Source organism: Pseudomonas sp. Irchel 3A18 (assembly GCF_900187465.1).
In the GTDB taxonomy this organism is placed as follows: Bacteria; Pseudomonadota; Gammaproteobacteria; order Pseudomonadales; family Pseudomonadaceae; genus Aquipseudomonas; species Aquipseudomonas cichorii.
Map to the genome: position 1 here is coordinate 580,957 of NZ_FYDI01000001.1, position 21,547 is coordinate 602,503.

23 protein-coding genes are annotated in these 21,547 nt (G+C 59.0%); 15 read left to right on the top strand and 8 right to left on the bottom strand.

The features are described 5' to 3' along the window. Window positions 1-2: 2 nt before the first annotated feature. From CKW23_RS02405 to CKW23_RS02415, 3 genes are read right to left on the bottom strand one after another with little or no spacing between them, the layout of a single operon-like run. Window positions 3-344: a hypothetical protein gene (locus tag CKW23_RS02405; RefSeq protein WP_025260536.1), complete on the bottom strand. Its 342-nt coding sequence runs from the start codon at window positions 342-344 to the stop codon at window positions 3-5. After that, a complete protein-coding gene (locus CKW23_RS02410; RefSeq protein WP_025260535.1) occupies window positions 341-733 on the bottom strand; it encodes a phage holin family protein in 393 nt (130 codons plus the stop codon). Before CKW23_RS02410 ends, CKW23_RS02405 begins: the two co-directional genes overlap by 4 nt. A 4-nt stretch (window positions 734-737) precedes the next feature. Then, on the bottom strand, window positions 738-1,052 hold the full coding sequence (locus CKW23_RS02415) for a YqjD family protein (RefSeq protein WP_025260534.1): 315 nt from the start codon (window positions 1,050-1,052) through the stop codon (window positions 738-740). 388 nt (window positions 1,053-1,440) lie between these two features. Between CKW23_RS02415 and CKW23_RS02420 the strand changes: the two genes are divergently transcribed. The 8 genes from CKW23_RS02420 to pcaC all read left to right on the top strand — a co-directional run bounded on the left by CKW23_RS02420 (window position 1,441) and on the right by pcaC (window position 8,491). Beyond that, on the top strand, window positions 1,441-2,523 hold the full coding sequence (locus tag CKW23_RS02420) for an acyltransferase (RefSeq protein ID WP_095066972.1): 1,083 nt from the start codon (window positions 1,441-1,443) through the stop codon (window positions 2,521-2,523). 100 nt (window positions 2,524-2,623) lie between these two features. After that, entirely contained in the window at window positions 2,624-2,863 is a 240-nt protein-coding gene (locus tag CKW23_RS02425) for a glutaredoxin family protein (RefSeq protein ID WP_025260532.1), read from the top strand. Window positions 2,864-2,898: 35 nt separating this feature from the next. Next, entirely contained in the window at window positions 2,899-3,828 is a 930-nt protein-coding gene (pcaQ, locus tag CKW23_RS02430) for a pca operon transcription factor PcaQ (RefSeq protein WP_095066973.1), read from the top strand. A gap of 128 nt (window positions 3,829-3,956) precedes the next feature. Then, a complete protein-coding gene (gene pcaH / locus CKW23_RS02435; protein ID WP_025260530.1) occupies window positions 3,957-4,676 on the top strand; it encodes a protocatechuate 3,4-dioxygenase subunit beta in 720 nt (239 codons plus the stop codon). 12 nt (window positions 4,677-4,688) lie between these two features. Further along, a complete protein-coding gene (gene pcaG, locus CKW23_RS02440; RefSeq protein WP_095066974.1) occupies window positions 4,689-5,291 on the top strand; it encodes a protocatechuate 3,4-dioxygenase subunit alpha in 603 nt (200 codons plus the stop codon). A 72-nt stretch (window positions 5,292-5,363) separates the two neighbouring features. Further along, entirely contained in the window at window positions 5,364-6,713 is a 1,350-nt protein-coding gene (locus CKW23_RS02445; RefSeq protein WP_025260528.1) for an MFS transporter, read from the top strand. Window positions 6,714-6,734: 21 nt separating this feature from the next. After that, window positions 6,735-8,096, top strand: coding sequence for a 3-carboxy-cis,cis-muconate cycloisomerase (locus tag CKW23_RS02450; RefSeq protein WP_025260527.1), 1,362 nt, complete (start codon window positions 6,735-6,737; stop codon window positions 8,094-8,096). Further along, window positions 8,093-8,491, top strand: a complete 399-nt coding sequence (gene pcaC, locus CKW23_RS02455; protein WP_025260526.1) for a 4-carboxymuconolactone decarboxylase — start codon at window positions 8,093-8,095, stop codon at window positions 8,489-8,491. Before CKW23_RS02450 ends, pcaC begins: the two co-directional genes overlap by 4 nt. Window positions 8,492-8,555: 64 nt before the next feature. On the opposite strand, the gene CKW23_RS02460 is transcribed toward pcaC, so the two are convergent. Next, the gene (locus tag CKW23_RS02460) at window positions 8,556-9,812 is read right to left on the bottom strand and encodes an OprD family porin (RefSeq protein ID WP_025260525.1); all 1,257 of its coding nucleotides are present in this window, start codon (window positions 9,810-9,812) and stop codon (window positions 8,556-8,558) included. A gap of 244 nt (window positions 9,813-10,056) precedes the next feature. Here CKW23_RS02460 and CKW23_RS02465 point away from each other — a divergent pair, with 244 nt between their 5' ends. Next, entirely contained in the window at window positions 10,057-10,941 is an 885-nt protein-coding gene (locus CKW23_RS02465) for a DMT family transporter (protein ID WP_025260524.1), read from the top strand. 114 nt (window positions 10,942-11,055) lie between these two features. On the opposite strand, the gene CKW23_RS02470 is transcribed toward CKW23_RS02465, so the two are convergent. Further along, the gene (locus CKW23_RS02470) at window positions 11,056-12,384 is read right to left on the bottom strand and encodes an MFS transporter (protein WP_025260523.1); all 1,329 of its coding nucleotides are present in this window, start codon (window positions 12,382-12,384) and stop codon (window positions 11,056-11,058) included. A gap of 609 nt (window positions 12,385-12,993) precedes the next feature. Here CKW23_RS02470 and quiC point away from each other — a divergent pair. Both quiC and CKW23_RS02480 read left to right on the top strand, forming a co-directional pair. Beyond that, entirely contained in the window at window positions 12,994-14,901 is a 1,908-nt protein-coding gene (gene quiC, locus CKW23_RS02475) for a 3-dehydroshikimate dehydratase QuiC (RefSeq protein WP_095066975.1), read from the top strand. A 100-nt stretch (window positions 14,902-15,001) separates the two neighbouring features. After that, a complete protein-coding gene (locus tag CKW23_RS02480; RefSeq protein ID WP_025260521.1) occupies window positions 15,002-15,673 on the top strand; it encodes a TetR family transcriptional regulator in 672 nt (223 codons plus the stop codon). A 3-nt stretch (window positions 15,674-15,676) separates the two neighbouring features. On the opposite strand, the gene CKW23_RS02485 is transcribed toward CKW23_RS02480, so the two are convergent. Further along, the gene (locus tag CKW23_RS02485; RefSeq protein WP_025260520.1) at window positions 15,677-16,531 is read right to left on the bottom strand and encodes a shikimate dehydrogenase; all 855 of its coding nucleotides are present in this window, start codon (window positions 16,529-16,531) and stop codon (window positions 15,677-15,679) included. Window positions 16,532-16,737: 206 nt separating this feature from the next. Between CKW23_RS02485 and CKW23_RS02490 the strand changes: the two genes are divergently transcribed. Next, entirely contained in the window at window positions 16,738-17,628 is an 891-nt protein-coding gene (locus CKW23_RS02490) for a pseudouridine synthase (protein WP_025260519.1), read from the top strand. A 165-nt stretch (window positions 17,629-17,793) separates the two neighbouring features. Here CKW23_RS02490 and CKW23_RS02495 read toward each other — a convergent pair whose 3' ends face one another. Then, window positions 17,794-18,018 (bottom strand): YgdI/YgdR family lipoprotein, encoded by a 225-nt coding sequence (locus CKW23_RS02495; protein WP_025260518.1) that lies wholly within the window; start codon window positions 18,016-18,018, stop codon window positions 17,794-17,796. A gap of 73 nt (window positions 18,019-18,091) precedes the next feature. Further along, window positions 18,092-18,694, bottom strand: a complete 603-nt coding sequence (gene mobA, locus CKW23_RS02500; RefSeq protein ID WP_025260517.1) for a molybdenum cofactor guanylyltransferase MobA — start codon at window positions 18,692-18,694, stop codon at window positions 18,092-18,094. Window positions 18,695-18,770: 76 nt separating this feature from the next. Between mobA and moaB the strand changes: the two genes are divergently transcribed. The 3 genes from moaB to CKW23_RS02515 all read left to right on the top strand — a co-directional run bounded on the left by moaB (window position 18,771) and on the right by CKW23_RS02515 (window position 21,544). Further along, window positions 18,771-19,310: a molybdenum cofactor biosynthesis protein B gene (gene moaB / locus CKW23_RS02505; protein ID WP_025260516.1), complete on the top strand. Its 540-nt coding sequence runs from the start codon at window positions 18,771-18,773 to the stop codon at window positions 19,308-19,310. A gap of 6 nt (window positions 19,311-19,316) precedes the next feature. Then, window positions 19,317-20,525, top strand: a complete 1,209-nt coding sequence (gene glp, locus CKW23_RS02510) for a gephyrin-like molybdotransferase Glp (protein ID WP_025260515.1) — start codon at window positions 19,317-19,319, stop codon at window positions 20,523-20,525. An 89-nt stretch (window positions 20,526-20,614) separates the two neighbouring features. Further along, on the top strand, window positions 20,615-21,544 hold the full coding sequence (locus CKW23_RS02515; RefSeq protein WP_025260514.1) for a glycosyltransferase family 2 protein: 930 nt from the start codon (window positions 20,615-20,617) through the stop codon (window positions 21,542-21,544). Window positions 21,545-21,547: the final 3 nt, after the last annotated feature.

The window sequence follows — 21,547 nt, forward strand, 5'->3', positions numbered from 1 at the left end:
GGTCAGCGCTTGTCTGTGCGGTTTTGCAGTGCAACCTTGAGCAAGGGCAGCAGGGTGACGCCCAGCTTCACCAGGCGGCCAATGGTGCTGGCCTGGCGGTTCTTGGCGCCCCGACCGCTGAAGAAACCCAGCAGAGCGACGGCACCGACTCCCCACAAGGGCGCATGCTTGATGCCCAGGGCGCCTTGCCAGTCGTTTTTCAGGCCGCGCATTCGTTGCAGGGGTTGCAGCAAGTGAGCGGACTCGTGACGTATTTCCTGGCGATGCATTTCCATGCGCAGGCGAATCAGCGCCTTGCGCAGTTCGCGCCGTGTGTTGCCGCTGTGCGACTTCGGTTCATTCATGGCATCAGTCGCTCACGGTCGTTGGCCAGTTCTTCTAGGGTCGCGCTGAAAGGCGAAGACTCATCGAAGATTGCTTCTTTCAAGCGCAATGCACAGAACACTGCCGCCAGGAAATAGAACGAGCACAGGCCAATGATGCCGGCCAGGCGATAGCTGTCCCACAGAATGATCAGGAGCAGTGCCGACAATCCGGTCAACAGCAGCAGGGCGAATACCAGCGCCAGTCCTGCGAACAGCAACAGGCTCAAGGTGCGGGCTTTCTGTTCCTGCAACTCGATCCCGAACAGTTCGACATGGCTGTGCAGCAAACCGAGAAATGCAGCGCCCAGGCGCCGCGGTGAAGAGCCCTGGTCCGCCTTGGGCGACCCTGATTCAGTTCCGAGGCTCATGGGATCAACGCCTCGTTGCCAGCAGGCCCAGAATGAACCCGACACCGGCAGCGATACCTACCGATTGCCATGGATTGTTCTGGACATAGTCTTCAGTGGCGATGACCGCTGCCTGACCGCGTTCGCGCAGGGATTCTTCGGTCAGTTTCAGGGTTTCACGGGCGCGCAACAGGCTTTCGTGGATCTGGCTGCGCAACTCGTCTGCCTGGTCACCAGCCAGAGTGGCGGTATGTTCGAGCAGTTTTTCGGTGTCGGCGACCAGGGTCTGAAAATCGGCCATCAATATATCTTGAGCATTTTGTGCTGTTTGGCGAGCCATGTTTTTCTCCGTCAGGTGGCGTATGGATGTTTCGAGTGCAGCGTATTCGCGAAGGTTCATTTCAATTGCCGCGGCCAGTTCCGGCGCAGCAGCGTGTGGCTTATATTGGTGCGTCATCGGGGGCGAGCGCGCTAATTTGGCGTGTTCTGCCACAAGGATGCCAGCAAGGGTCGATGCAACTGACCTGAATAAAGGTAATGCATTGTCGAAGATTTTGCGTGATTGTGCCTTGCCCGTGTCGGACTGCTTTCATGAAGGTGAAGCTGAAAGGCTGGAGCCCGGGGTTTCATAATTTCCACGCTTGGCTATGCTCTGTATCCAATTGTGGGGCTCGGTCATCGGGTACTGCGTTGCCATGGAGCAGCGGCGGTCAGTAATGGAGAAAGGCATGGAGCGGCTGTATTCCCTGCAAGGGCTCAGGGGCGTGGCGGTGTTGGGCGTCGTGCTGTTCCACATGATGTCTTTGGAGGAAAAATTTTCCGGCGGCGATATTCTTCTGCCGCCTTTTCTCGATTTCTTTCAGTTGGGTGTCGATCTGTTCTTTGTGATCAGCGGCTTCGTGATGGTGATTGTCAGTCGCGGGCGCTTCCAGAACGGTGTCGAGGCGCAGCGCTTTCTGTTCAACCGTGTTTCGCGAATCTATCCGACCTACTGGCTGTATTTCTTCATCACGCTTGGGGTGTATCTGGCCATGCCCGGTATGGTCAACAGCGGCCATGGTTCATCCAATCTGCTGATGTCCTTCCTGCTGCTGCCCAACGATAAAGTCCTGCTGGTGATGGTGGCCTGGTCGCTGCTGTTCGAGCTGTGGTTCTATCTGATGTTTTCCACTTTCCTGTGGTTCCGTGAGCGTAGCCTGCCGTTGCTGCTTGGGGTCTGGGCTCTGGTCATCGTGGTGTTCAACAGCCTGGAGAACTGGCAGGACTATTCACCGGCTCTGAAGATCATCCTGCATCCCTATTCACTGGAGTTCATCATTGGCGTTGCCCTGGCGCTGTTCTTCTACGGGCCACGCAGCGAACGGGTACCGACGTCGACGGTCTGGGGGCTGCTGGTTATTGCGCTGCTGAGCATGCCCCTGATCGGTATCTATCGTCTTCACGACAGCCAGGGCTTGTTGCGCATGCTGGCCGTGGGGTCGGCATTCGGCGCGCTGGTGTTGAGCCTTGTGCTGCTGGAGAGGCGTAAAAGGATCGCCATGCCAGGGTTTCTGGTTGCCGTGGGCGACATGTCCTACACGGTCTATCTGTCGCATCTGCTAGTTCTGGGTGTAATAGGTCGGGTCTGGCATCTGGTTGGCGCGTGGCCCGAGAGCTATCTGGACAACCTGTTCTTCGCGTCGCTGATGATGGCTGCCGTGGTGTGTTACGGCTGGGTAGGCTACCGCTGTTTCGAGAAGCCGGTGCTCGATCGTGCCAACGAGTTCAGCAAGCGGCGCTTCAGGAATGACGCGCGCCTGGTGGGCTCCTAGAACCTCATGTCCGCTGACCGGCCCAGCCTGTTTGACGCACTCGCGCTGACGCATCAACCGTCCTAGAATAGTTAGCCTACTGTCTGGGAGGATGCGTTTCATGCCACCCGAATGCCAACTGTTCGGTACCTTGGGCTGTCATCTCTGCGAGGTCGCCGAGGGGATTCTGCTGCCTCTGGTCGAGCATGGTCTGCTGGTCGAACTGGTGGATATCGCCGACAACGAAGCTTTTTTCGAAGACTATGGCCTGCGGATTCCCGTGTTGCGACGCATCGATACCGGTGCCGAACTGGATTGGCCCTTTGACAGTGAGCAGGTTGCTTTTTTTCTGAGTCATTGAACTGCTTTACCTCTCATCAAAAGGCCCGGCGCACGTTGAATATCGATACCCGAATCAAGTTTCGTCATCTGGTGTGCTTTCTTGAAGTGGCGCGCCAGGGCAGTCTGGCTCGGGCCTGCGATGCCTTGGCGATCAGCCAGCCGGCGCTGTCCAAAAGCCTCAAGGAACTGGAAACCCTGCTGGAAACCACGCTGTTCGTGCGTAGCAAGAGCGGCGCAGCCCTGACTGAAGCGGGGGTGGCTTTCATGCGCTTTGCCGGGCCGAGTGTGCAGGCGCTGCGTGAAGGCGTCAGTAGCCTGCGTTCGGGGGAACATGAAACGGTCACGGCGCGGCTGGGTGTGTTGTCCACCGCCGAAAGCCTTTTGGTGCCTGAGGTGATCAGCAGGCTGCACGAGCGGCATCCGGCTCTGGTTGTCAGCGTGATGACTGGCCCCAGCGCCTATCTGTTGTCGCAGCTTCGGGTCGGCGAGCTGGATCTGGTCGTGGGGCGCATGACCGACAGCCCGCAGATCCAGGGCCTGACTTTCGAGCATCTGTACAACGAGTCGATGACGCTGGTGGTTCGCAATGATCACCCCTTGCTGGCGGCGCCTCTCAAACGCGAAAGCCTGGAAAGTTTCCCGCTGGTCCTGCCGCTGGCCGGGACCACCATCCGCAAGTTTGCTGACAGCCTGTTCGTGCAATACGGGATTCAGCCGCCACGCCAGCGACTGGAAACCCTGTCGCTGACCTTGAGCCGGCGTTATGTGCAGTGCAGCAACGCGATCTGGATTGCGCCGCTGGATGCCGTACTTCAGGAATTGCAGATCGGCACACTGGTGGAACTGGACATGGGGATTCGCGAGCCGGGTGGCTCCGTGGGCCTGTGCAGTAATCCCGCCTTGCCGTTATCGCGGGCTGCCCAGTGGTGCGTAGATGAATTGCGCGGGGTGGGCGAGGCGTATCGTGACGGGCGATATGCATAACCATTTGGTTATGGATACTGCAAATATTTTCAATTTTCGATTAAGTGCTATCACGCGACACTTCGCCGCAGCCTGCAGCGCAAGTGATGAGCACTTGCGCTCTCCATAAAAAGAACAAGGAGAACGCCATGTCTGTCGCGGACAATAGCCGCTTCGTCATTCGGGATCGCAACTGGCATCCCAAAGCACTGACACCGGATTACAAGACCTCGATCCTGCGCTCCCCGCGCCAGGCGCTGGTCAGCATTCCACAATCGGTTTCCGAAGCCAGCGGCCCGGACTTTTCACACCTGAAGTTCGGTCAGCATGACAACGACTTGTTGCTCAACTTCAACAATGGCGGCTTGCCCATCGGTGAGCGCATCATCGTCGCCGGTCGGGTCTGCGATCAGTACGGCAAGCCTGTTCCGCACACGCTGGTGGAAATCTGGCAGGCCAATGCCGGTGGCCGCTATCGTCACAAGCGCGACAGCTATCTGGCACCCATCGACCCCAATTTCGGCGGTGTCGGCCGGACCCTGACCGACAGCGAAGGCAACTACAGTTTCCGCACCGTCAAACCCGGTCCGTACCCATGGCGCAACGGCCCCAACGACTGGCGGCCTGCGCATATCCATGTCTCGGTCAGTGGCCCGTCGATTGCCACGCGCCTGATCACCCAGCTGTATTTCGAGGGCGATCCGTTGATTCCGATCTGCCCGATCGTCAAGTCGATTACCAACCCCGATGCGGTCCAGAGCCTGATCGCCAGGCTTGACCTCGGCATGGGCAATCCGATGGATTGTCTGGCTTATCGCTTTGATATCGTTCTGCGCGGCCAGCGCAAGACTCACTTTGAAAACTGCTGAGGAGGTTTCGACATGCCCGTTCAACTGTTGCAGGAAACGCCTTCGCAAACCGCTGGCCCTTATGTGCATATCGGTCTGGCGCTGGAAATAGCCGGTAACCCGACTCGCGAGCTGGAAATCTGGAACGAGATGGCCAAGCCCGGTGCGCCGGGTGAGCACATTCTGTTACTGGGGAATGTCTACGATGGCAATGGCCACTTGATTCGCGATGCGTTTCTGGAGTTCTGGCAGGCCGACCATAATGGTGTCTATGACAGCATTTACGGGGCTGAAAAGACCTTTAACGGTTTTGGTCGTACCGCAACTGGGGACGATGGCCTGTGGACGCTCAAGACCATCAAGCCGGGTGTCGTGCACAACGCCGCCGGAGTGCCGATGGCGGCCCATATCAACGTTTCTCTGTTTGCCCGAGGGATCAATATCCACTTGCAGACGCGGCTGTATTTCGACGATGAGCCTCAGGCCAATGCGGTCGATCCGGTGCTGAACCTGATCGAACAACCGCCACGTCGCGAAACACTGATTGCACGGCGTTGCAGCGTCGATGGTCAACTGGCTTACCGCTTTGATATCCAGATTCAGGGCGAGAACGAAACGGTGTTTTTCGACTTTTAAAAAGTTGTCATTGCGTGCGTTGCATGGCGCCAGCATTGGCTGGCGACCTTATAAAAATAAAAGGAAACATCCATGACGCTTTCAGCTCGCGAGCCCGCCACGGGCACGCTCGACGTGCAGGTCTTCATCAACCGTCAGCCGCTGTCCAGGTATCAGTGGCGGATTGTTGCGTTGTGCTTTCTGATCGTCTTTCTCGACGGCCTGGATACGGCGGCCATGGGCTTCATTGCGCCTGCGTTGAGTCAGGACTGGGGCATTGACCGTGCCAGCCTTGGGCCGGTGATGAGTGCAGCCCTGATCGGCATGGTCTTCGGCGCACTGGGCTCCGGGCCGCTGGCTGACCGCTTTGGTCGCAAAGTGGTGCTGGTGGTCGCAGTGTTTGTGTTTGGCTTGTTCAGCCTGGCTTCGGCCTACAGCACCAATATCGACCAGTTGCTGGTGCTGCGTCTGCTGACCGGCCTGGGGCTGGGTGCGGCAATGCCCAACGCTACCACGCTGCTGTCCGAATACACGCCCGAGCGCCTCAAGTCCTTGCTGGTCACCAGCATGTTCTGCGGGTTCAACCTGGGCATGGCGTGCGGAGGTTTTGTCTCGGCGAAAATGATTCCCAGCCTGGGCTGGCACAGCCTGCTGATGCTCGGCGGCATCCTGCCGTTGCTGCTGGCAGTGGTGCTGATGGTCTGGCTGCCGGAGTCGGCGCGTTTTCTGGTGGTGCGCAATCGCGGTGCAGAGCGGATTCGTAAAGTACTGGCGCCCATTGCGCCGTCTGAGGTAGCGACCGCCGGGGATTTCAGCGTCCCGGAGCAAAAGACCGTCAGCAGCCGCAATGTACTGAAGGTGATTTTTTCCGGCACTTACAGCACCGGAACCTTGTTGCTGTGGCTGACCTATTTCATGGGCCTGGTGATCGTTTATCTGCTGACCAGCTGGCTGCCGACCCTGATGCGCGACAGCGGCGCGAGCATGGAGCAGTCGGCGTTCATCGGTGCCTTGTTCCAGTTTGGCGGTGTGCTCAGTGCCGTGGGCGTCGGCTGGGCCATGGACCGGTTCAACCCGCATAAGGTGATTGGCGTGGCCTATGCGTTGGCCGGTGTGTTCGCCTGGCTGGTCGGGCAGAGCCTGCACAATGTTGCGCTGTTGGCGACCCTCGTGCTGATGGCGGGCATGTGCATCAATGGAGCGCAGTCGGCGATGCCTTCGCTGGCGGCCCGTTTCTATCCGACCCAGGGTCGTGCCACGGGTGTTTCGTGGATGCTGGGCATTGGTCGCTTTGGTGCGATTCTCGGTGCCTGGGCTGGTGCGACGCTGCTGGGATTGGGCTGGAGCTTCGAGCAGGTCCTGACTGCACTGGTGATTCCCGCTGCGCTGGCCGCGTTGGCGGTACTGATCAAAGGCTGGGTCAGCCATGCAGATGCCACCTGACTTTTTATCTGGAGCGGTGATGTGAACAGACCGAGCAATCAACTTTTCGATGCCTATTTCACTCAGCCCCAAATGCGCGAGGTGTTCTGCGATGCCGGGCGAGTGCAGGGCATGCTGGATTTCGAGGCCGCACTGGCCAGGGCTCAGGCCCGTGTCGGGCTGATTCCCGGGGACGTAGTGACCGATATTGTGGAAAGCTGCCGTGCCGGGCTGTTCGATTTCGATGACCTGGCCGTTGCAATCGGTAATGCGGGCAACTCGGCGATTCCGCTGGTCAAGGCGCTGGGCAAGCAGATTGCCCAGCGTAACCCTGAAGCCGAACGTTACGTGCACATGGGGGCTACCAGCCAGGATGTGATGGATACCGGGCTTATCCTGCAAGTGCGTCGTGCTATCGAACTGTTGGAGTGTGATCTGCAAGAGCTGGCCGACACCCTTGTCGTGCAGGCCCAGCGTCATGCGCAGACGCCACTGGCCGGGCGCACCTGGCTGCAACAGGCGACGCCAGTGACGCTGGGCATGAAAATCGCTGGCTGGCTGGGGGCGGTGACGCGCCATCGCCAGCGCCTGGAAGAGATCAGGCCGCGCCTGCTGTGCCTGCAGTTCGGTGGGGCTTCCGGCAGTCTGGCGGCCTTGGGGGATGAGGCTTTTGCGGTAACCGAGGCCCTGGCAGACGAGTTGCAGTTGAGCGTGCCTGATCAGCCCTGGCATACCCAGCGTGACAGGCTGGTGGAGTTCGCCAGTCTGTTGGGCATGATTGCGGGCAGCCTGGGCAAGATGGGCCGGGATATCAGCCTGCTGATGCAGACCGAAGTTGGCGAAGTGTTCGAGCCCGCGGCAGCAGGCAAGGGCGGCTCTTCGACCATGCCCCACAAACGAAATCCGGTGGGCGCAGCGGTGATGATCGGCGCGGCGACTCGCGCGCCGGGGCTGGTCGCCACAATGTTTACCGCCATGCCTCAGGAGCATGAGCGCAGTCTGGGCCTGTGGCATGCAGAATGGGAAACCCTGCCGGAACTCTGCTGCCTTGTGTCCGGCTCGTTGCAGCAAGCCTTGCAGGTTGTGCCGGGGCTGGAAGTCGATGAGTCGCGGATGCTGGTGAATCTGGATTCCACCCGTGGGCTGGTGCTGGCCGAAGCTGTCAGCATCGAGCTTTCCCGACGCATCGGACGAGATGCTGCACACCATCTGGTCGAGCAGAACTGTCGTCGGGCAGTCCAGCAGGGCGCGCATCTGCGTCAGGTGCTGGGTGAGGATCCGCACGTCACTGCCCAATTGTCATCTCAAGAGCTGGATCGCTTGCTCGACCCGGCTCATTACCTTGGCCAGGCCCGACTCTGGGTTGAACGTGCCGTCGCCGAACACACAAGGATCAAGCAATGAATGAAGAAGAACGCTATCAGGCCGGCATGCAGGTTCGTCGTGCGGTGCTGGGCGATACCCATGTCGATAACAGCCTGAAAAAACTGACCCCCTTCAACGAAGAGTTTCAGGAAATGATCACCCGTCATGCCTGGGGCGATATCTGGACGCGCCCCGGCCTGCCGCGTCATACCCGCAGCCTGATCACCATCGCCATGCTGATCGGCATGAATCGCGAAGGGGAATTGCGTCTGCATCTGAAGGCCGCCAAAAACAATGGCGTGACCCGTGACGAGATCAAGGAAGTGCTGATGCAGAGCGCGATCTATTGCGGGATTCCGGCCGCCAATGCGACTTTCCATCTGGCTGAAGAGGTGTGGGACGAGATGGGCGTGGAGTCGTTGAACAAGGAGTGATGGCGGGCTCAGGAAGTGGGTGCATGAAAAGGCCGCCAGGGTTTTCCCTGGCGGCCTTTGTCTGTCAGAGCAGCGACAACGGATAGCTGACGATCAGGCGGTTCTCGTCGAACTGGTTGGTGCTGTAATCGCGGCGCATGCTGGAGTTGCGCCATTTGACGGACAGATTCTTGAACGAGCCGCTCTGGAAGACATAAGCCAGCTCCGATTCCCGAGCCCATTCTTCGCCATTGGTGATGGTGCCTGTGTGCACGTTTTCGCCACTGATGTAGCGGTTCATCAGGGTCAGGCCGGGCACGCCGAGTGCGGCGAAGTCGTAGTCATGGCGCAACTGCCAGGAACGTTCCTTGGCGTTTTCAAAGCTGGAGTTGTAGCTGTCGTTGGCCAGGGTGCCGCCACTGGTGCCATTGACCCGCATCCAGGCGCTGTCGCCGCTGACTTTCTGCAGGCCGAGGTAGAAAGTGTTGCCGCCGTAGCGGGCCGAGAGCATGGCCGACCAGGTCTTGTTGTCCATGTCGCCGGCCAGTGACTGGCCGTCATCCTTGCCGTTGAAGAAACCAAGGTTGGCACCCAGTACCCATTTGCCCAGCGGCTGGCTGTGGACCACATTGAGGTACTGTTGCTGGTAGATATCTTCGAGCTGGGCGTACCAGAGGCCGACCAGTGTGCGTTTTTCATTGAAGGTGTATTCGCCGCCGCCGAAGTTGAACCGGTCGGAGGTAAATGCCCCGCGACCCTGCATCGACATGTCTTCCATGCTTGCGTCGTTACGCGGGCTGTTGGCGCGGAACTGGCCGCCGTAGAGTGTCAGGCCGTCGATTTCCTTCGAGGTGATCTGTCCGCCACGGAAGGTCTGTGGCAGCGAACGGCCATCGTCGGAGCGCAGGATGGGCAGCACCGGCATCCATTCGCCGACTTTCAGCTCGGTCTTGGAAAAGCGCGCCTTGGCCGCAACGCCCAGTCGTCCGAAATCATCGGCGGGGCGTCCGTCACCATGTATCGGCAGCAGTTGTGTACCGCCGGAACCTTTACCGCCGTCAAGCTTGAGGGAGTAGAGCCCCAGTACATCGACGCCAAAGCCGACGGTGCCCTGGGTGAAGCCGGAGCGGGCGTCGAGAATGAAGTTCTGGGTCCATTCCTGAGCGCCGTTCTGGGCGTTGTCAGGGTCGACGAAGTTGCGGTTGATAAAGAAGTTGCGTAGGTTCAAGCCCACCTTGGCATCATCGACGAAGCCTGCCGCCTGGCTGAAGGTGGGAGTGAGACTGGCTGTGATAGCCGCAGAAAAGCCGCAAAGGATTTTGCAGTTGGATTTCAAGCGCATGAGGTAGGAGCCTTCTTATCATTATTTGTGGGCAGTACAACTGGCTCTGATAGTAAAGACCAAAGAAGCGTCTGCAATTGGAAAAATGCTATTTCGTGCGATTATCGACCAAAAATTAACTGGTTAGAACATTTTAACGAGACGCCCCGATTACTGCCTGCGATGCTCACTCAAAAATGATTGCGGCCCCGCTGGGCGAGGCGCGTGAATATTCTTCAGTTGCATGCCAGAACAAGGAAGCCCGATGAGCACTACCAGCACGCCGCTATCCGGTATCAATCAACCCCTCAAGGGAATTGGCCTGATCCTGCTGGCGACCTTTCTGTTCGCCAGCCATGACACGCTCTCCAAATACCTTTCCGGCTTCTATCCGATCATTCTGGTGGTCTGGGCGCGCTATCTGGTTCATACGCTGCTCATGGCGTTCATTTTCATGCCGTCGGCGGGGCTGCGGGTGTTGCGCACCAAGCGACCGGGCTTTCAGGTCTTGCGTGCGCTGGCCCTGCTGGGTACCAGCCTGTTGTTTACCAGCAGCCTGATGTTCATCCCCCAGGCTGAAGCCACGGCGGTCAACTTTCTTGCGCCGTTGCTGGTCACGGCCTTGTCGGTGCCATTATTGAAGGAGCGTGTCACGCGGGGCCAATGGCTGGCGGTGGTGGTGGGGTTTTCGGGGGTGATCGTGATCATTCACCCGGGCGGTGAACTCTTTACTCCGGCGATTCTGCTGCCGCTGTCTTCGGCCTTGTGCTTTGCGATCTATCAACTGCTGACTCGTCTGGTCAGCCCGTACGACAGCCCGACCACCAGCAACTTCTTTGCCGGTCTGTTCAATACCTTGCTGATGAGCGCGCTGGTGCCGTTTTTCTGGCAGACGCCTGAGCTCAAGCACTGGCCGTTTCTATTGGCGTTGGGGGCGTGCGGGATGTCCGCTCATTTGCTGCTGACCCAGGCATTCCGCTTCACCGCGCCGGCTATCCTGGCGCCGTTCAGTTACTGCCAGATTGTCTTTGCGGGCCTTCTGGGGTTCATGGTCTTCGACCATATGCCGTCACCCATCGCCCAGGTCGGCATCGTGATCATCTGCCTGAGCGGGCTTGCTGCGGCGTGGCAGCAGCGTAGCAAGGGGTGAGCAGGAGCGGATCTATCCGCGAGACGTCATTGACGGCGATACATTTTTTTCGGATGTACGGGCGTCTCGCGAATAAATTCCTACGGATGTTGCGTTTGACAGGTGGCCGTTCTATTACTCGCTGATCTTCGGCACCTTGCGGGGTGCCATGAAGAACATCCAGGTCAGGGCAATGAAGTACATCGCCGGGATCATGGTGAACAGCACGCTGTAGTTGTTATTGGTGGCAGTGAGGACCGCGCCGACCAACTGGGTCATGAACATCCCGCCGACGGCCGCACACATCCCGCCGAAGCCGAATACGGTGCTCATCATGTGCTTGGGCGTGTAGTCCATCACCAGACTCCAGATATTCGCCGTCCAGGCCTGATGCGCACCGACCGCTACCGAAATGGCCAGTACGGCAACCCACAATCCGCTGGCATTGGCGGCAAAGATCACGCTGCAGATGGTGATGGCGAAGATCAGCATCGATATCAGGCGTGCGGTGGTTGCCCGTACACCACGTCCGATCAGCCATGAGGACAGGATGCCGCCACCAATGCTGCCCACGTCGGCGGTCAGCCAGATCAGGATCAGCGGGATACCCATTTGCGTGACGCTGATGCCCAGGTTGTATTGCTGATTGAGAAACGGCGGCAGCCAGTACAGGTAGAACCAGAACACTGGAGCGGTCAGGGAATAGGCCACGGCGAACGCCCAGGTGCCGCGCATCTTCAGGATATGTGAGAAAGGCACCTTGACCGGCTCTGGCTCGACTTCCTGGTTGATGTAGTCCAGTTCACTCTTGCTCAGGGTCGGGTGTTCTTCGGGGTTGTAATACTTCAGGCGCCAGATGATGACCCAGAACAGACCGAGCGAGCCCATGGCCATGAACGCGGCCTGCCAGCCCCAGATGGTCAGGATCAATGGCAGCAGGGCAGGGGTCAGCATGGCGCCGACATTGGTCCCGGCGTTGAAGATGCCGGTGGCCACTGCACGTTCCCCGGCCGGGAACCACAGGCGTGTGGTCTTGACGCAGGCGGGGTAGTTGGCAGCTTCGGTCAGGCCCAGAATGAAGCGGCAGATCATGAAGCCGACAGCGGATGTCGCCAGGCCGTGGGCGCCGGTGGCCAGGCTCCAGAGCAGCACGGCCAGGAAGAAAGCACGCTTGACGCCGACCCGGTCAATGAACCGGCCTTGCAGTATGAAGCCCACCGCATAACCGACCTGGAACCAGAAGTTGATGTTGGCGTAGTCCATCGCCGTCCAGCTCATTTCCTTGGCCAGGATCGGCTGCATGACACCGAGTGCTGCACGGTCTATGTAGTTCAGGGTGGTTGCAAAGAACACCAGGGCAAGCATGCCCCAGCGGGTCTTGCCCACGGCCATGGCGCCACGAATCTTTTCGCCGATGCCCGCCCGGGCAGCCCGGGCGGCTGGGTTGGTTTGGGTGTTGATCATGATGTTCTAACCATCCGTTCCAAGACTGTGCAGTTCGCTACAGTCGGAATTGAGAAGTCCACTCGACTCAGGCGCTGTACCTGTAAAAGTGAGATCGTCGAACCGTTATGCCCGTGGCCGGTTGCTCACGGCATCTTCTGAACGATTCAACGGGCCGGCATCTTACAGGCTCAACCCTTCGAGTGCGCTGGGTTGATTCAGGCGTCGACAGGTCGGGTCGCGTGAACGACCTGCTGGTATCGTCGGTCCAGTGACCGGTAAGGGCGTGTCGAGGTGAGAGCGGACGGCGCAAGGAGGGTAGACATGAGCAATATTCCTGTTTTTTGAAATTGTTATGGGTTTGTTGCCGTGAAGCGAAAAACGGACACGCGGTGATCCTGCAATGTGTGGCAGATGGTGAGGACTGATCGAAACAGCGTCAATCGAGGAAAATGGCTTTTGTTCGATAATCGAACGCAAAACTAACCAGTTCGTACACTTTATGTTGATCTGGCATTTTGACAGGGAAATACTTTACTCGCACCCCTCTAATGAGGCCGATTCAGGCCGAGAATGCGGTGCTATCCAGTCACGACCCGAAGAGGTTGTGCTCATCCAGGAGCTCAAAGCATGCAGCGTTCTATTGCCACCGTATCCCTGAGCGGTACTCTGCCTGAAAAGCTCGAAGCCGTTGCTGCAGCCGGTTTCGACGGGGTAGAAATCTTCGAGAACGACCTTTTGTATTACGACGGCAGCCCGCGCAACGTCAGGCAGATCTGCGCCGACCTGGGTATCGCCATCACTCTGTTCCAGCCGTTTCGTGATTTTGAAGGCTGCCGCCGTGACCGGCTTCAGCGTAATGTCGACCGTGCCGAACGCAAATTCGATCTGATGCAGGAACTGGGCACCGACCTGGTGCTGGTCTGCAGCAATGCCGCCGCCGACTCGGTGGGCGATGAAAATATCCTTCTCGATGACCTGGGCCTGCTGGCCGAGCGTGCCGGTGCCCGTAACCTGCGGGTGGGCTACGAAGCCCTGGCCTGGGGGCGTCATGTGAATACCTGGCAACAGGTCTGGAATCTTGTGCGTCAGGTCGATCACCCGGCTTTGGGTGTATTGCTCGACAGTTTCCATACGCTTTCGCTCAAGGGCGATCCAGGTGCCATCGCCCAGATTCCCGGCGACAAGATATTTTTCGTGCAAATGGCCGATGCGCCAATCCTGGCCATGGACGTGCTGGAGTGGAGCCGACATTTTCGCTGCTTCCCCGGGCAGGGCGAATTCGACCTGCCAGGCTTTCTGGCGCCGATCCTGCGCAGTGGCTACACCGGGCCTTTGTCGCTGGAAGTCTTCAATGATGGTTTTCGGGCTGCACCAACCCGCGCCAACGCCGCCGATGGTTTCCGCTCATTGCTCTATCTGGAAGAGAAAACCCGCGAGCTTCTGGCCCGTGAGGCTGAGCCGGTGGCTTCCGAAATCCTGTTCAACCCGCCGCCTGCCAGCACGTACAGTGGCGTCGAGTTCCTTGAGTTCGCGGTTGACGAGACTCAGGGCGCACGATTGTCCGGCTGGCTGGAACGTCTCGGTTTCGCCCGTCTGGGGCAGCATCGCTCCAAGGCGGTGAGCCTGCTGGGTCAGGGTGATATCAAGATTGTGCTCAATGCCGAACCCTATTCCTTTGCCCACAGCTTTTTCGAGGCCCATGGCCCTTCGTTGTGCGCCACTGCCTTGCGAGTGGATGATGGCAACAGGGCGCTGGAGCGTGCGCGAGCGTTCAAGGGCCAGCCCTACCGTGGGTTGGTCGGGCCGAACGAGCGGGAAATCCCTTCGGTGCGTGCGCCCGATGGCAGCCTGATTTATCTGGTTCAGGGCGCAGAGCCTGGCCAGTCGATCTACGACATCGACTTTATCGTTGACCCCAAGACCAGGGATCATGGCGGCCTGCAGCGCATTGACCACATGGCCATGGCTCTGCCGGCAGACAGCCTCGACAGTTGGGTGCTGTTCTACAAGAGCCTGCTGGATTTCGAGGCCGATGACGAAGTGGTGCTGCCTGACCCTTACGGGCTGGTCAAAAGCCGTGCGTTGCGCAGCCGGTGCAGTACGATCCGTCTGCCGCTGAACATTTCGGAAAACCGCAACACGGCGATATCCCATGCTCTGTCGAGTTATCGTGGCTCCGGCGTGCATCACATCGCGTTTTCGTGCGAAGACATTTTCGCCGAGGTCAGCCGCGCCAAGGAGGCAGGCGTCCCGTTGCTGGATATCCCGCTCAACTATTACGACGACCTGGCCGCACGCTTCGACTTCGATGACGAATTCCTCAGCGAACTGGCGTATTACAACGTGCTGTACGACCGTGATGCCCAGGGCGGCGAGCTGTTCCATGTCTACACCGATGCCTTTGACGGGCGTTTCTTCTTCGAGATCCTGCAACGCAAGAACGATTACGTCGGATATGGCGCGGCCAACGTTCCGGTGCGTCTTGCGGCCATGGCCAAGGCCCGTAACGTGGCGGCGCGTCAGGCGCGTCTCTGACGCCAGCTGCCGGGCTGCGCAGTGCAGGAGTGCTGCGCAGCTTCCCTCGATCCATTACGCGCTTCATAATCCGGAATTCAACCGTGGTCGTGAGCGAATAATGAAAAAAACTGCCGACTCCGCTGCCGTCGAGCCCGTCGATGCGCTGCGCAAGAGCCGCAAGAACAATCCGGAGAAAACCCGCGAGGATATCCTGCAGGCGGCCATCGTCGAGTTCGTTGCCTATGGGTTGACCGGGGCGCGAGTCGATGCCATCGCCGAGCGCACCAAGACGTCGAAACGGATGATCTATTACTACTTCGGTAGCAAGGAGCAACTGTACGTTGAAGTGCTGGAAAAGCTCTACGGCGATATCCGCACCACCGAAAGCCAGTTGAACCTGGGCGAGCTTGAGCCGGTGGAAGCCATCCATCGAGTCGTGGAATTCACCTTCGACCACCATGACCGCAATGTCGATTTCGTGCGGATTGTCTGCATCGAAAACATACATAATGGCGAGAACGTCAAACAGTCCGATTCGATTCAGGCCAAGAGCCAGAACATCATTCGTGCGCTGGACGATATTTTGCGACGCGGCGAGTCCATGGGGCTGTTCCGCGAAGGTGTCCATCCGGTGGACCTGCACCTGATGATCAGCTCGTTCTGCTTCTATCGCATTTCCAACCGCCACACGTTCAGCGAGATTTTCCAGATCGAACTGTGGAGCGATGATGTCAAGAAGCGTCACAAGACCATGATCTGCGACGCTGTCCTGAGTTACCTCAAACGTTGAGTCTTACAGGCTGTGGAAGTGGTCCATCATGCGCTCTGCATCGGCAGGGCGACCACTGAACAGCTCGAATGCTTTCACCGCCTGAAACACGGCCATGGTCGAGCCGTCGAGAGTGCGGCAGCCCAGTGCGCGGGCATGTTTGAGCAGTTCGGTTTCCAGCGGGAAGTAAATGATTTCGGCCACCCAGAGTTCGGGGCGCAGCAGTTCTACCGGCAAGGGCGTACCGGGCAATTTGGCCATGCCCACAGGTGTGGTATTGACCAGCCCGTCGGCTTCGGCCATTGCCCCTGGCAGATCGATGCCCACCTGAGCCCGGCCTGCGCCGAAAAACGTATTGAGGTTATCGACCAGGCCTCGGGCGCGTTCAGGCTCTACCTCGAACACACTCAAGCGTTGCACGCCTGCACTGAGCAACGCATGGGCCACGGCAGCGCCGGCACCTCCAGCGCCCATCTGCACCACATGTTGACGCGGAGCCTGAGCCAGACCGCGCTGCAAACCTTCGGCAAAGCCCAGGCAGTCGGTGTTATGGCCGATACGCTTGCCATCCTTGAAGACCACGGTGTTGACTGCGCCAATGCCGCGAGCCTCGTCGGACAGTTCGTCCAGCAGAGGAATGACGGCCTGTTTGCAGGGGAAGGTGATATTGAGGCCTGTGAACCCCGTGTTCTGGGCGCCTTCCAGCAGGCGCGGCAGTGCGTTGATATCCAGCTTGAGGGCGTCGATATCTATCAGCCGATACAGATAGCGCAAACCCTGGGCATCGCCTTCATGTTCATGCATCGACGGTGTTCGTGAGGCCTGGATACCTGAGCCGATCAGGCCCGCGAGAATGGACGGTCTTTCAATCTGGGTCATGACTTTCTGTCTCTTGTTCTGGCGTCACTGCCCGGTGTCGGGCAAACATTTTCGGCAAAATGTACCAGATGGTTCAAAGTGCTGCAGGTTCTATCTCCGGCCTTGCAGGAATTTGGTGCGGTTATCGCCCGCATAGCGAGGATCAAGCCCTTGAGGGATAATGCACGTCCGTTGTTCCTGCATCTTCACGAGTGTCAGATCCGCGCATGTCCGAGTCCGTTTTTGTTGCCGCCCATAACCAAGCCAGTACCCTCTATCTGCCGCCTGGCCCCTGGGCGACGGTACTCGACTGCCTGTGCGCGCGATTCACGGCCATCAGCCGTGAGCAGTGGCTGGACCGCATCGCCCGTGGCAGGGTGCTGGATGGCAACGGCATGCCCGTCTCCCCCGATCTGGCTTATCGGGAAGGCCTGAAGATTCACTATTTTCGCGAAGTCCCGAACGAAACGCCGATCCCGGTCGTGGAAACGATTCTGTATGCCGATGAGCATCTGGTCGTGGCCGACAAGCCCCCGTTCCTGCCGGTTACGCCTGCTGGCGAATATGTCGAGCAAACCCTGCTGCGGCGTCTGATTCATCGATTGGGCAACCCGGACCTGGTTCCGCTGCACCGCATCGACCGGCATACCGCGGGGCTGGTGCTGTTTTCGGCCAACAAGCAAAGCCGCTCGGCTTATCAGGCGCTGTTTCCCACTCGCAAGATCGACAAACGTTACGAAGCCATTGCACCTGCGCTGCCCGGACTCGAATTTCCTCGTCTGCACAAGAGTAGGCTGGTGGATGGCGAACCGTTTTTCCGCATGCAGGAAGGGCCGGGTACCAGTAATACCGAGACTCGCATTGAAGTCTGCGAGCGTAACGGGGAGTTGTGGCGTTACGGGCTGTATCCGGTGACCGGCAAGAAGCATCAGTTGCGCGTGCACATGGCGGCGCTGGGCGCGGCGATCTGCAATGACCCGTTCTATCCCGATGTCATCAAGGATGCAGTCGACGATTACGACCGGCCATTGAAACTGCTGGCACAGGGGTTGCGCTTCATCGACCCGGTGAGCGGGGAGCCACGCCAGTTCGAGAGTCTGCTGAAACTTGATTGGTAAGCACAGGTAGGACCGGCTTCAGCCGGGAAGAGGCCAGTACATTCAGCCCTCATTGCCAGTTCACTACCGCCTTCCCGACTGAAGTCGGTCCTACGGAAATTGAGGGAGCCAATAAAAAACCCGCCATCAATACGACTGGCGGGTTTTTTCTACATCACGTCCGGATTACAGATCCTTGACGGTACGTACCTGATCCTTGTTGATGCGGGTCTGCTTGCCATCGAGTTGCTTGAACTCGTAGAAGCCCGAATCTTCATCGTAGTGAGGTGTGTCCACGGACTGGATTTCACGGCCATCATTCAGAGTGATTACAGTTGGCGATGCGCAGCCTGCGAGGGAAGCAATACCCAGTGCCAGCAAAAAGGCGGCAGGAAGAGTGCGTTGTTTCATGACAGTGTCTCCGGATGGACTCTTGGTTAATGACTCTCAGACGTATACACCTTCTGCAAGTTCCATGAAAAGTTTATTGAGCCTGTTCATTGATCTGACTCAGCAATTCGGGAGTATTCAGATTGGCAAGCCGCGGGTCGCCAGTCTCCAGTTGCAAGGCCACAGGTTGCAGGTGCGCCATGGCCCGGCGCGGGCTGCGTTCACCGCTCTGCCATGCATGTTCCAGCGCCTCGGCATGAAGGGTCGGGATAATGCAGAGCAGGGGCTGCCAGTGTTCGCCTTCGCGAACCATGACCGGATGATTCGGGTGTTCCAGCGCGGTGTTGCGCAGCGCCTGCAGCAAGGCGTTATCGATCAGCGGTGCGTCGCAGGGCAGCACCAGCAGGTATTCGTGCCGGGCAAGGGGAAGGGCTGCGCGGATGCCGGCCAGCGGCCCCGAGAAGTCGGTGTTATCGTCCTGAACCAGTTGATCGGCGTAAGCGGCGTAACGCTCCAGGTTACGATTGCAGGAAATGATCAGGTCATCGGTCAAGGGACGTGTCAGGCGATGCAGGTGCTGAATCAGCGGCTCGCCTTGCCATTGCACAAGGCCTTTGTCACGCCCGCCCATGCGTTGCCCCTGACCTCCGGCCAGCAGCAGGATCGAGCAGTTCGGCAATGTGACGCCAACATTCATCAAAGACTCACCGGGCAGTAAAAAGGAGTGCTGTGATATAACACCGGCCTGTTTCCTTAACAACCGGATCGAGGCCATGAAAGCCAAGGCTGACACACCTTTTGTACCCCTGAATATCGCCGTCCTGACCGTCAGCGATACCCGCACCTTTGAAAACGATACCTCGGGGCAGATGTTCGTCGATCGCCTGACTGAAGCCGGTCACGGCCTGATAGAGCGCGTCCTGCTCAAGGATGACCTGTACAAGATCCGCGCCCAGGTTGCGACCTGGATTGCCGATGAGCAGGTTCAGGTTGTGCTGATAACTGGCGGCACAGGCTTTACCGGACGTGACAGCACCCCGGAAGCCGTGAGTTGCCTGCTGGACAAGCAGGTCGATGGTTTCGGCGAGCTGTTCCGGCAGATTTCCGTACCGGATATCGGCACCTCGACCATTCAGTCCCGGGCGCTGGCCGGTCTGTCCAACGGTACGCTGGTCTGCTGCCTGCCGGGCTCCACCAACGCGGTGCGTACGGCCTGGGACGGGATTCTGTCTCAACAGCTGGATTCGCGTTTCCGCCCGTGCAATTTCGTGCCGCACCTCAAGCAGGCCGAGCCCTGCGCCACCCGTGGTTGAGCGGGCATGAACGCACCTCAGGCCCTGATGCCTGTCGAACAAGCCATAGCGCGTCTGCTGGAAATGGCAGAAGCCTCGCCCGTCACCGAGCGTGAACGGGTTCCGCTGGCCGAAGCCCAGGGGCGTGTATTGGCGGTGGATCTGATTTCCACCCTCGACCTGCCGCCCTGGCCCAACAGCGCCATGGACGGTTACGCCTTGCGTCTGGCGGACTGGACCGGCGAGCCGCTGCCCGTCAGCCAGCGCATCTTCGCCGGGCAGGCTCCCGAGCCGCTGGCAGCCGGCACTTGCGCACGGATCTTCACCGGCGCTCCCATGCCGGAAGGTGCCGATTGCGTCGAGATGCAGGAAAACGCCGAAGTCCTGCAGGACCAGCGCGTACGTTTTACCGAGCCACTGAAGCCTGGCCAGAACATCCGTCCCCAAGGACAGGAAACCACGGTCGGCGACAAGGTGCTGGCAGCGGGTACTCGTCTGGGGCCTATCGAACTGGGGCTCGCGGCATCCCTGGGCCTGGCCGGGCTTGAGGTCATACGCCGGGTTCGTGTGGCCGTGCTTTCCACCGGCGATGAGTTGATCGAACCCGGTCAGCCCTTGGGACCTGGGCAGATCTACAACAGTAATCGCGTGCTGCTGTGCAGTTGGTTGAAGCGTCTTGAGTGCGAGGTCGTGGATGCAGGCATTCTGCCGGACGATCTGGAAAAGACCCGTGCTGCATTGGCGGGGCTCAACGAGGTCGACCTGATCCTGTCCACGGGCGGCGTATCCGTAGGCGAAGCGGACTTCCTCGGCCATGCGCTACGGGAAGAGGGCGAGCTGTCGTTGTGGAAACTGGCGATCAAGCCGGGCAAGCCGCTGACCTTCGGCCATTTCCGTGGCGTGCCGGTGATCGGCCTGCCGGGTAATCCGGCGTCCACGCTGGTGACCTTTGCGTTGCTGGCTCGCGCCTATCTGCTCCGCCGTCAGGGCGTTGCAGATGTCACGCCCATGCAGTTTCCCGTCCCGGCCGGGTTCGTCTGGCGCAAGGCGGGCAATCGTCGCGAATACCTGCGCGGGCGTCTGGAACTGGGGCGCGCCGTGGCCTACAGCAATCAAAGCTCCGGCGTTCTGCGCAGTGCGGCCTGGGCCGACGGCTTGATCGAGGTGCGTGAAGGCACCACGGTTGCTGAAGGTGACTGGGTCAATTTCATTCCCTTGAGTGAAGTGCTGGGCTGATTGCATTCAAATGGTCGTCCGGCGAGGCATGAGCTACCCTCAAACACGCTGACAGATTGGGCATCAGGAATTTGCTCTGGAGTATTGTTATGCCGTCTTTGAGAGTGGCTTGTGTCATTCCGACCTACAACGGGCGCAAGGATCTGGATCGCCTGCTGGATTCTCTGGCGACCCAGACCGCGACCTTCGACACCCTGATCGTTGATTCCAGCTCGTCGGATGGCACGCTGGAACTGGCACAGTCACGCTGTGCCAATGTGATCCGTATCGACAGCAAGGACTTCAACCACGGCGGCACCCGGCAGATGATGGTCGAGCGCTACCCCGACTACGACGTCTACGTCTACATGACCCAGGATGCCTATGTGGAGGACGTCGACGCCATCGCCAATATCCTGCTGCCGTTTGCCGATCCCAAGGTAGGCGCAGTATGCGGGCGGCAGTTGCCCCACAAGGATGCCAACCTGCTGGCGCAACATGCGCGCCTGTTCAATTACCCGCCGACTTCCCGGATTAAGACCCTTGAAGATGCTGCAACGCTTGGCATCAAGACACCGTTCATGTCGAACTCCTTCGCGGCGTATCGTCGGGAGGCGTTGCTGGCGACGGGAGGCTTCCCGCGGCATGTGATCCTCTCCGAAGACATGTACGTCACGGCCAGGATGCTGCTCGACGGCTGGAAAATCGCTTACGAAGGTTCGGCGGTGTGCAGGCATTCCCACAACTACAGCCTGCGCGAAGAGTTTTGTCGTTACTTCGATATCGGCGTGTTCCAGTCTCGGGAATCCTGGATCTACGAAACCTTTGGCGGCATTGCGGGCGAGGGGATGCGCTACGTGAAATCAGAGCTGGCCTTTCTGGGCAAGCGTCGCGTTCTGCTGTGGCCACTGTCTTTCATACGCAACGCCCTCAAGCTGCTGGCCTATAAACTGAGCAAGCAGGAAAAGCGTCTGCCCAAAGGCCTGAAGAAAAAACTCGGCATGCACAAGCGCTATTGGGATAGCCCGTATGCCGAGTAGCAG

Excerpts from the sequence above, each read along its gene's own strand:
- pcaH (WP_025260530.1), top strand. The coding sequence starts at position 3,957 with ATGTCTGTCGCGGACAATAGCCGCTTCGTCATTCGGGATCGCAACTGG.
- pcaG (WP_095066974.1), top strand. The coding sequence starts at position 4,689 with ATGCCCGTTCAACTGTTGCAGGAAACGCCTTCGCAAACCGCTGGCCCT.
- CKW23_RS02465 (WP_025260524.1), top strand. The coding sequence starts at position 10,057 with ATGAGCACTACCAGCACGCCGCTATCCGGTATCAATCAACCCCTCAAG.
- CKW23_RS02485 (WP_025260520.1), bottom strand. The coding sequence starts at position 16,531 with ATGACCCAGATTGAAAGACCGTCCATTCTCGCGGGCCTGATCGGCTCA.
- CKW23_RS02460 (WP_025260525.1), bottom strand. The coding sequence starts at position 9,812 with ATGCGCTTGAAATCCAACTGCAAAATCCTTTGCGGCTTTTCTGCGGCT.
- CKW23_RS02410 (WP_025260535.1), bottom strand. The coding sequence starts at position 733 with ATGAGCCTCGGAACTGAATCAGGGTCGCCCAAGGCGGACCAGGGCTCT.
- quiC (WP_095066975.1), top strand. The coding sequence starts at position 12,994 with ATGCAGCGTTCTATTGCCACCGTATCCCTGAGCGGTACTCTGCCTGAA.
- CKW23_RS02445 (WP_025260528.1), top strand. The coding sequence starts at position 5,364 with ATGACGCTTTCAGCTCGCGAGCCCGCCACGGGCACGCTCGACGTGCAG.
- CKW23_RS02415 (WP_025260534.1), bottom strand. The coding sequence starts at position 1,052 with ATGGCTCGCCAAACAGCACAAAATGCTCAAGATATATTGATGGCCGAT.
- CKW23_RS02425 (WP_025260532.1), top strand. The coding sequence starts at position 2,624 with ATGCCACCCGAATGCCAACTGTTCGGTACCTTGGGCTGTCATCTCTGC.
- CKW23_RS02495 (WP_025260518.1), bottom strand. The coding sequence starts at position 18,018 with ATGAAACAACGCACTCTTCCTGCCGCCTTTTTGCTGGCACTGGGTATT.
- pcaC (WP_025260526.1), top strand. The coding sequence starts at position 8,093 with ATGAATGAAGAAGAACGCTATCAGGCCGGCATGCAGGTTCGTCGTGCG.
- CKW23_RS02470 (WP_025260523.1), bottom strand. The coding sequence starts at position 12,384 with ATGATCAACACCCAAACCAACCCAGCCGCCCGGGCTGCCCGGGCGGGC.
- moaB (WP_025260516.1), top strand. The coding sequence starts at position 18,771 with ATGAAAGCCAAGGCTGACACACCTTTTGTACCCCTGAATATCGCCGTC.
- CKW23_RS02490 (WP_025260519.1), top strand. The coding sequence starts at position 16,738 with ATGTCCGAGTCCGTTTTTGTTGCCGCCCATAACCAAGCCAGTACCCTC.
- CKW23_RS02515 (WP_025260514.1), top strand. The coding sequence starts at position 20,615 with ATGCCGTCTTTGAGAGTGGCTTGTGTCATTCCGACCTACAACGGGCGC.
- CKW23_RS02480 (WP_025260521.1), top strand. The coding sequence starts at position 15,002 with ATGAAAAAAACTGCCGACTCCGCTGCCGTCGAGCCCGTCGATGCGCTG.
- glp (WP_025260515.1), top strand. The coding sequence starts at position 19,317 with ATGAACGCACCTCAGGCCCTGATGCCTGTCGAACAAGCCATAGCGCGT.
- CKW23_RS02420 (WP_095066972.1), top strand. The coding sequence starts at position 1,441 with ATGGAGCGGCTGTATTCCCTGCAAGGGCTCAGGGGCGTGGCGGTGTTG.
- CKW23_RS02405 (WP_025260536.1), bottom strand. The coding sequence starts at position 344 with ATGAATGAACCGAAGTCGCACAGCGGCAACACACGGCGCGAACTGCGC.
- mobA (WP_025260517.1), bottom strand. The coding sequence starts at position 18,694 with ATGAATGTTGGCGTCACATTGCCGAACTGCTCGATCCTGCTGCTGGCC.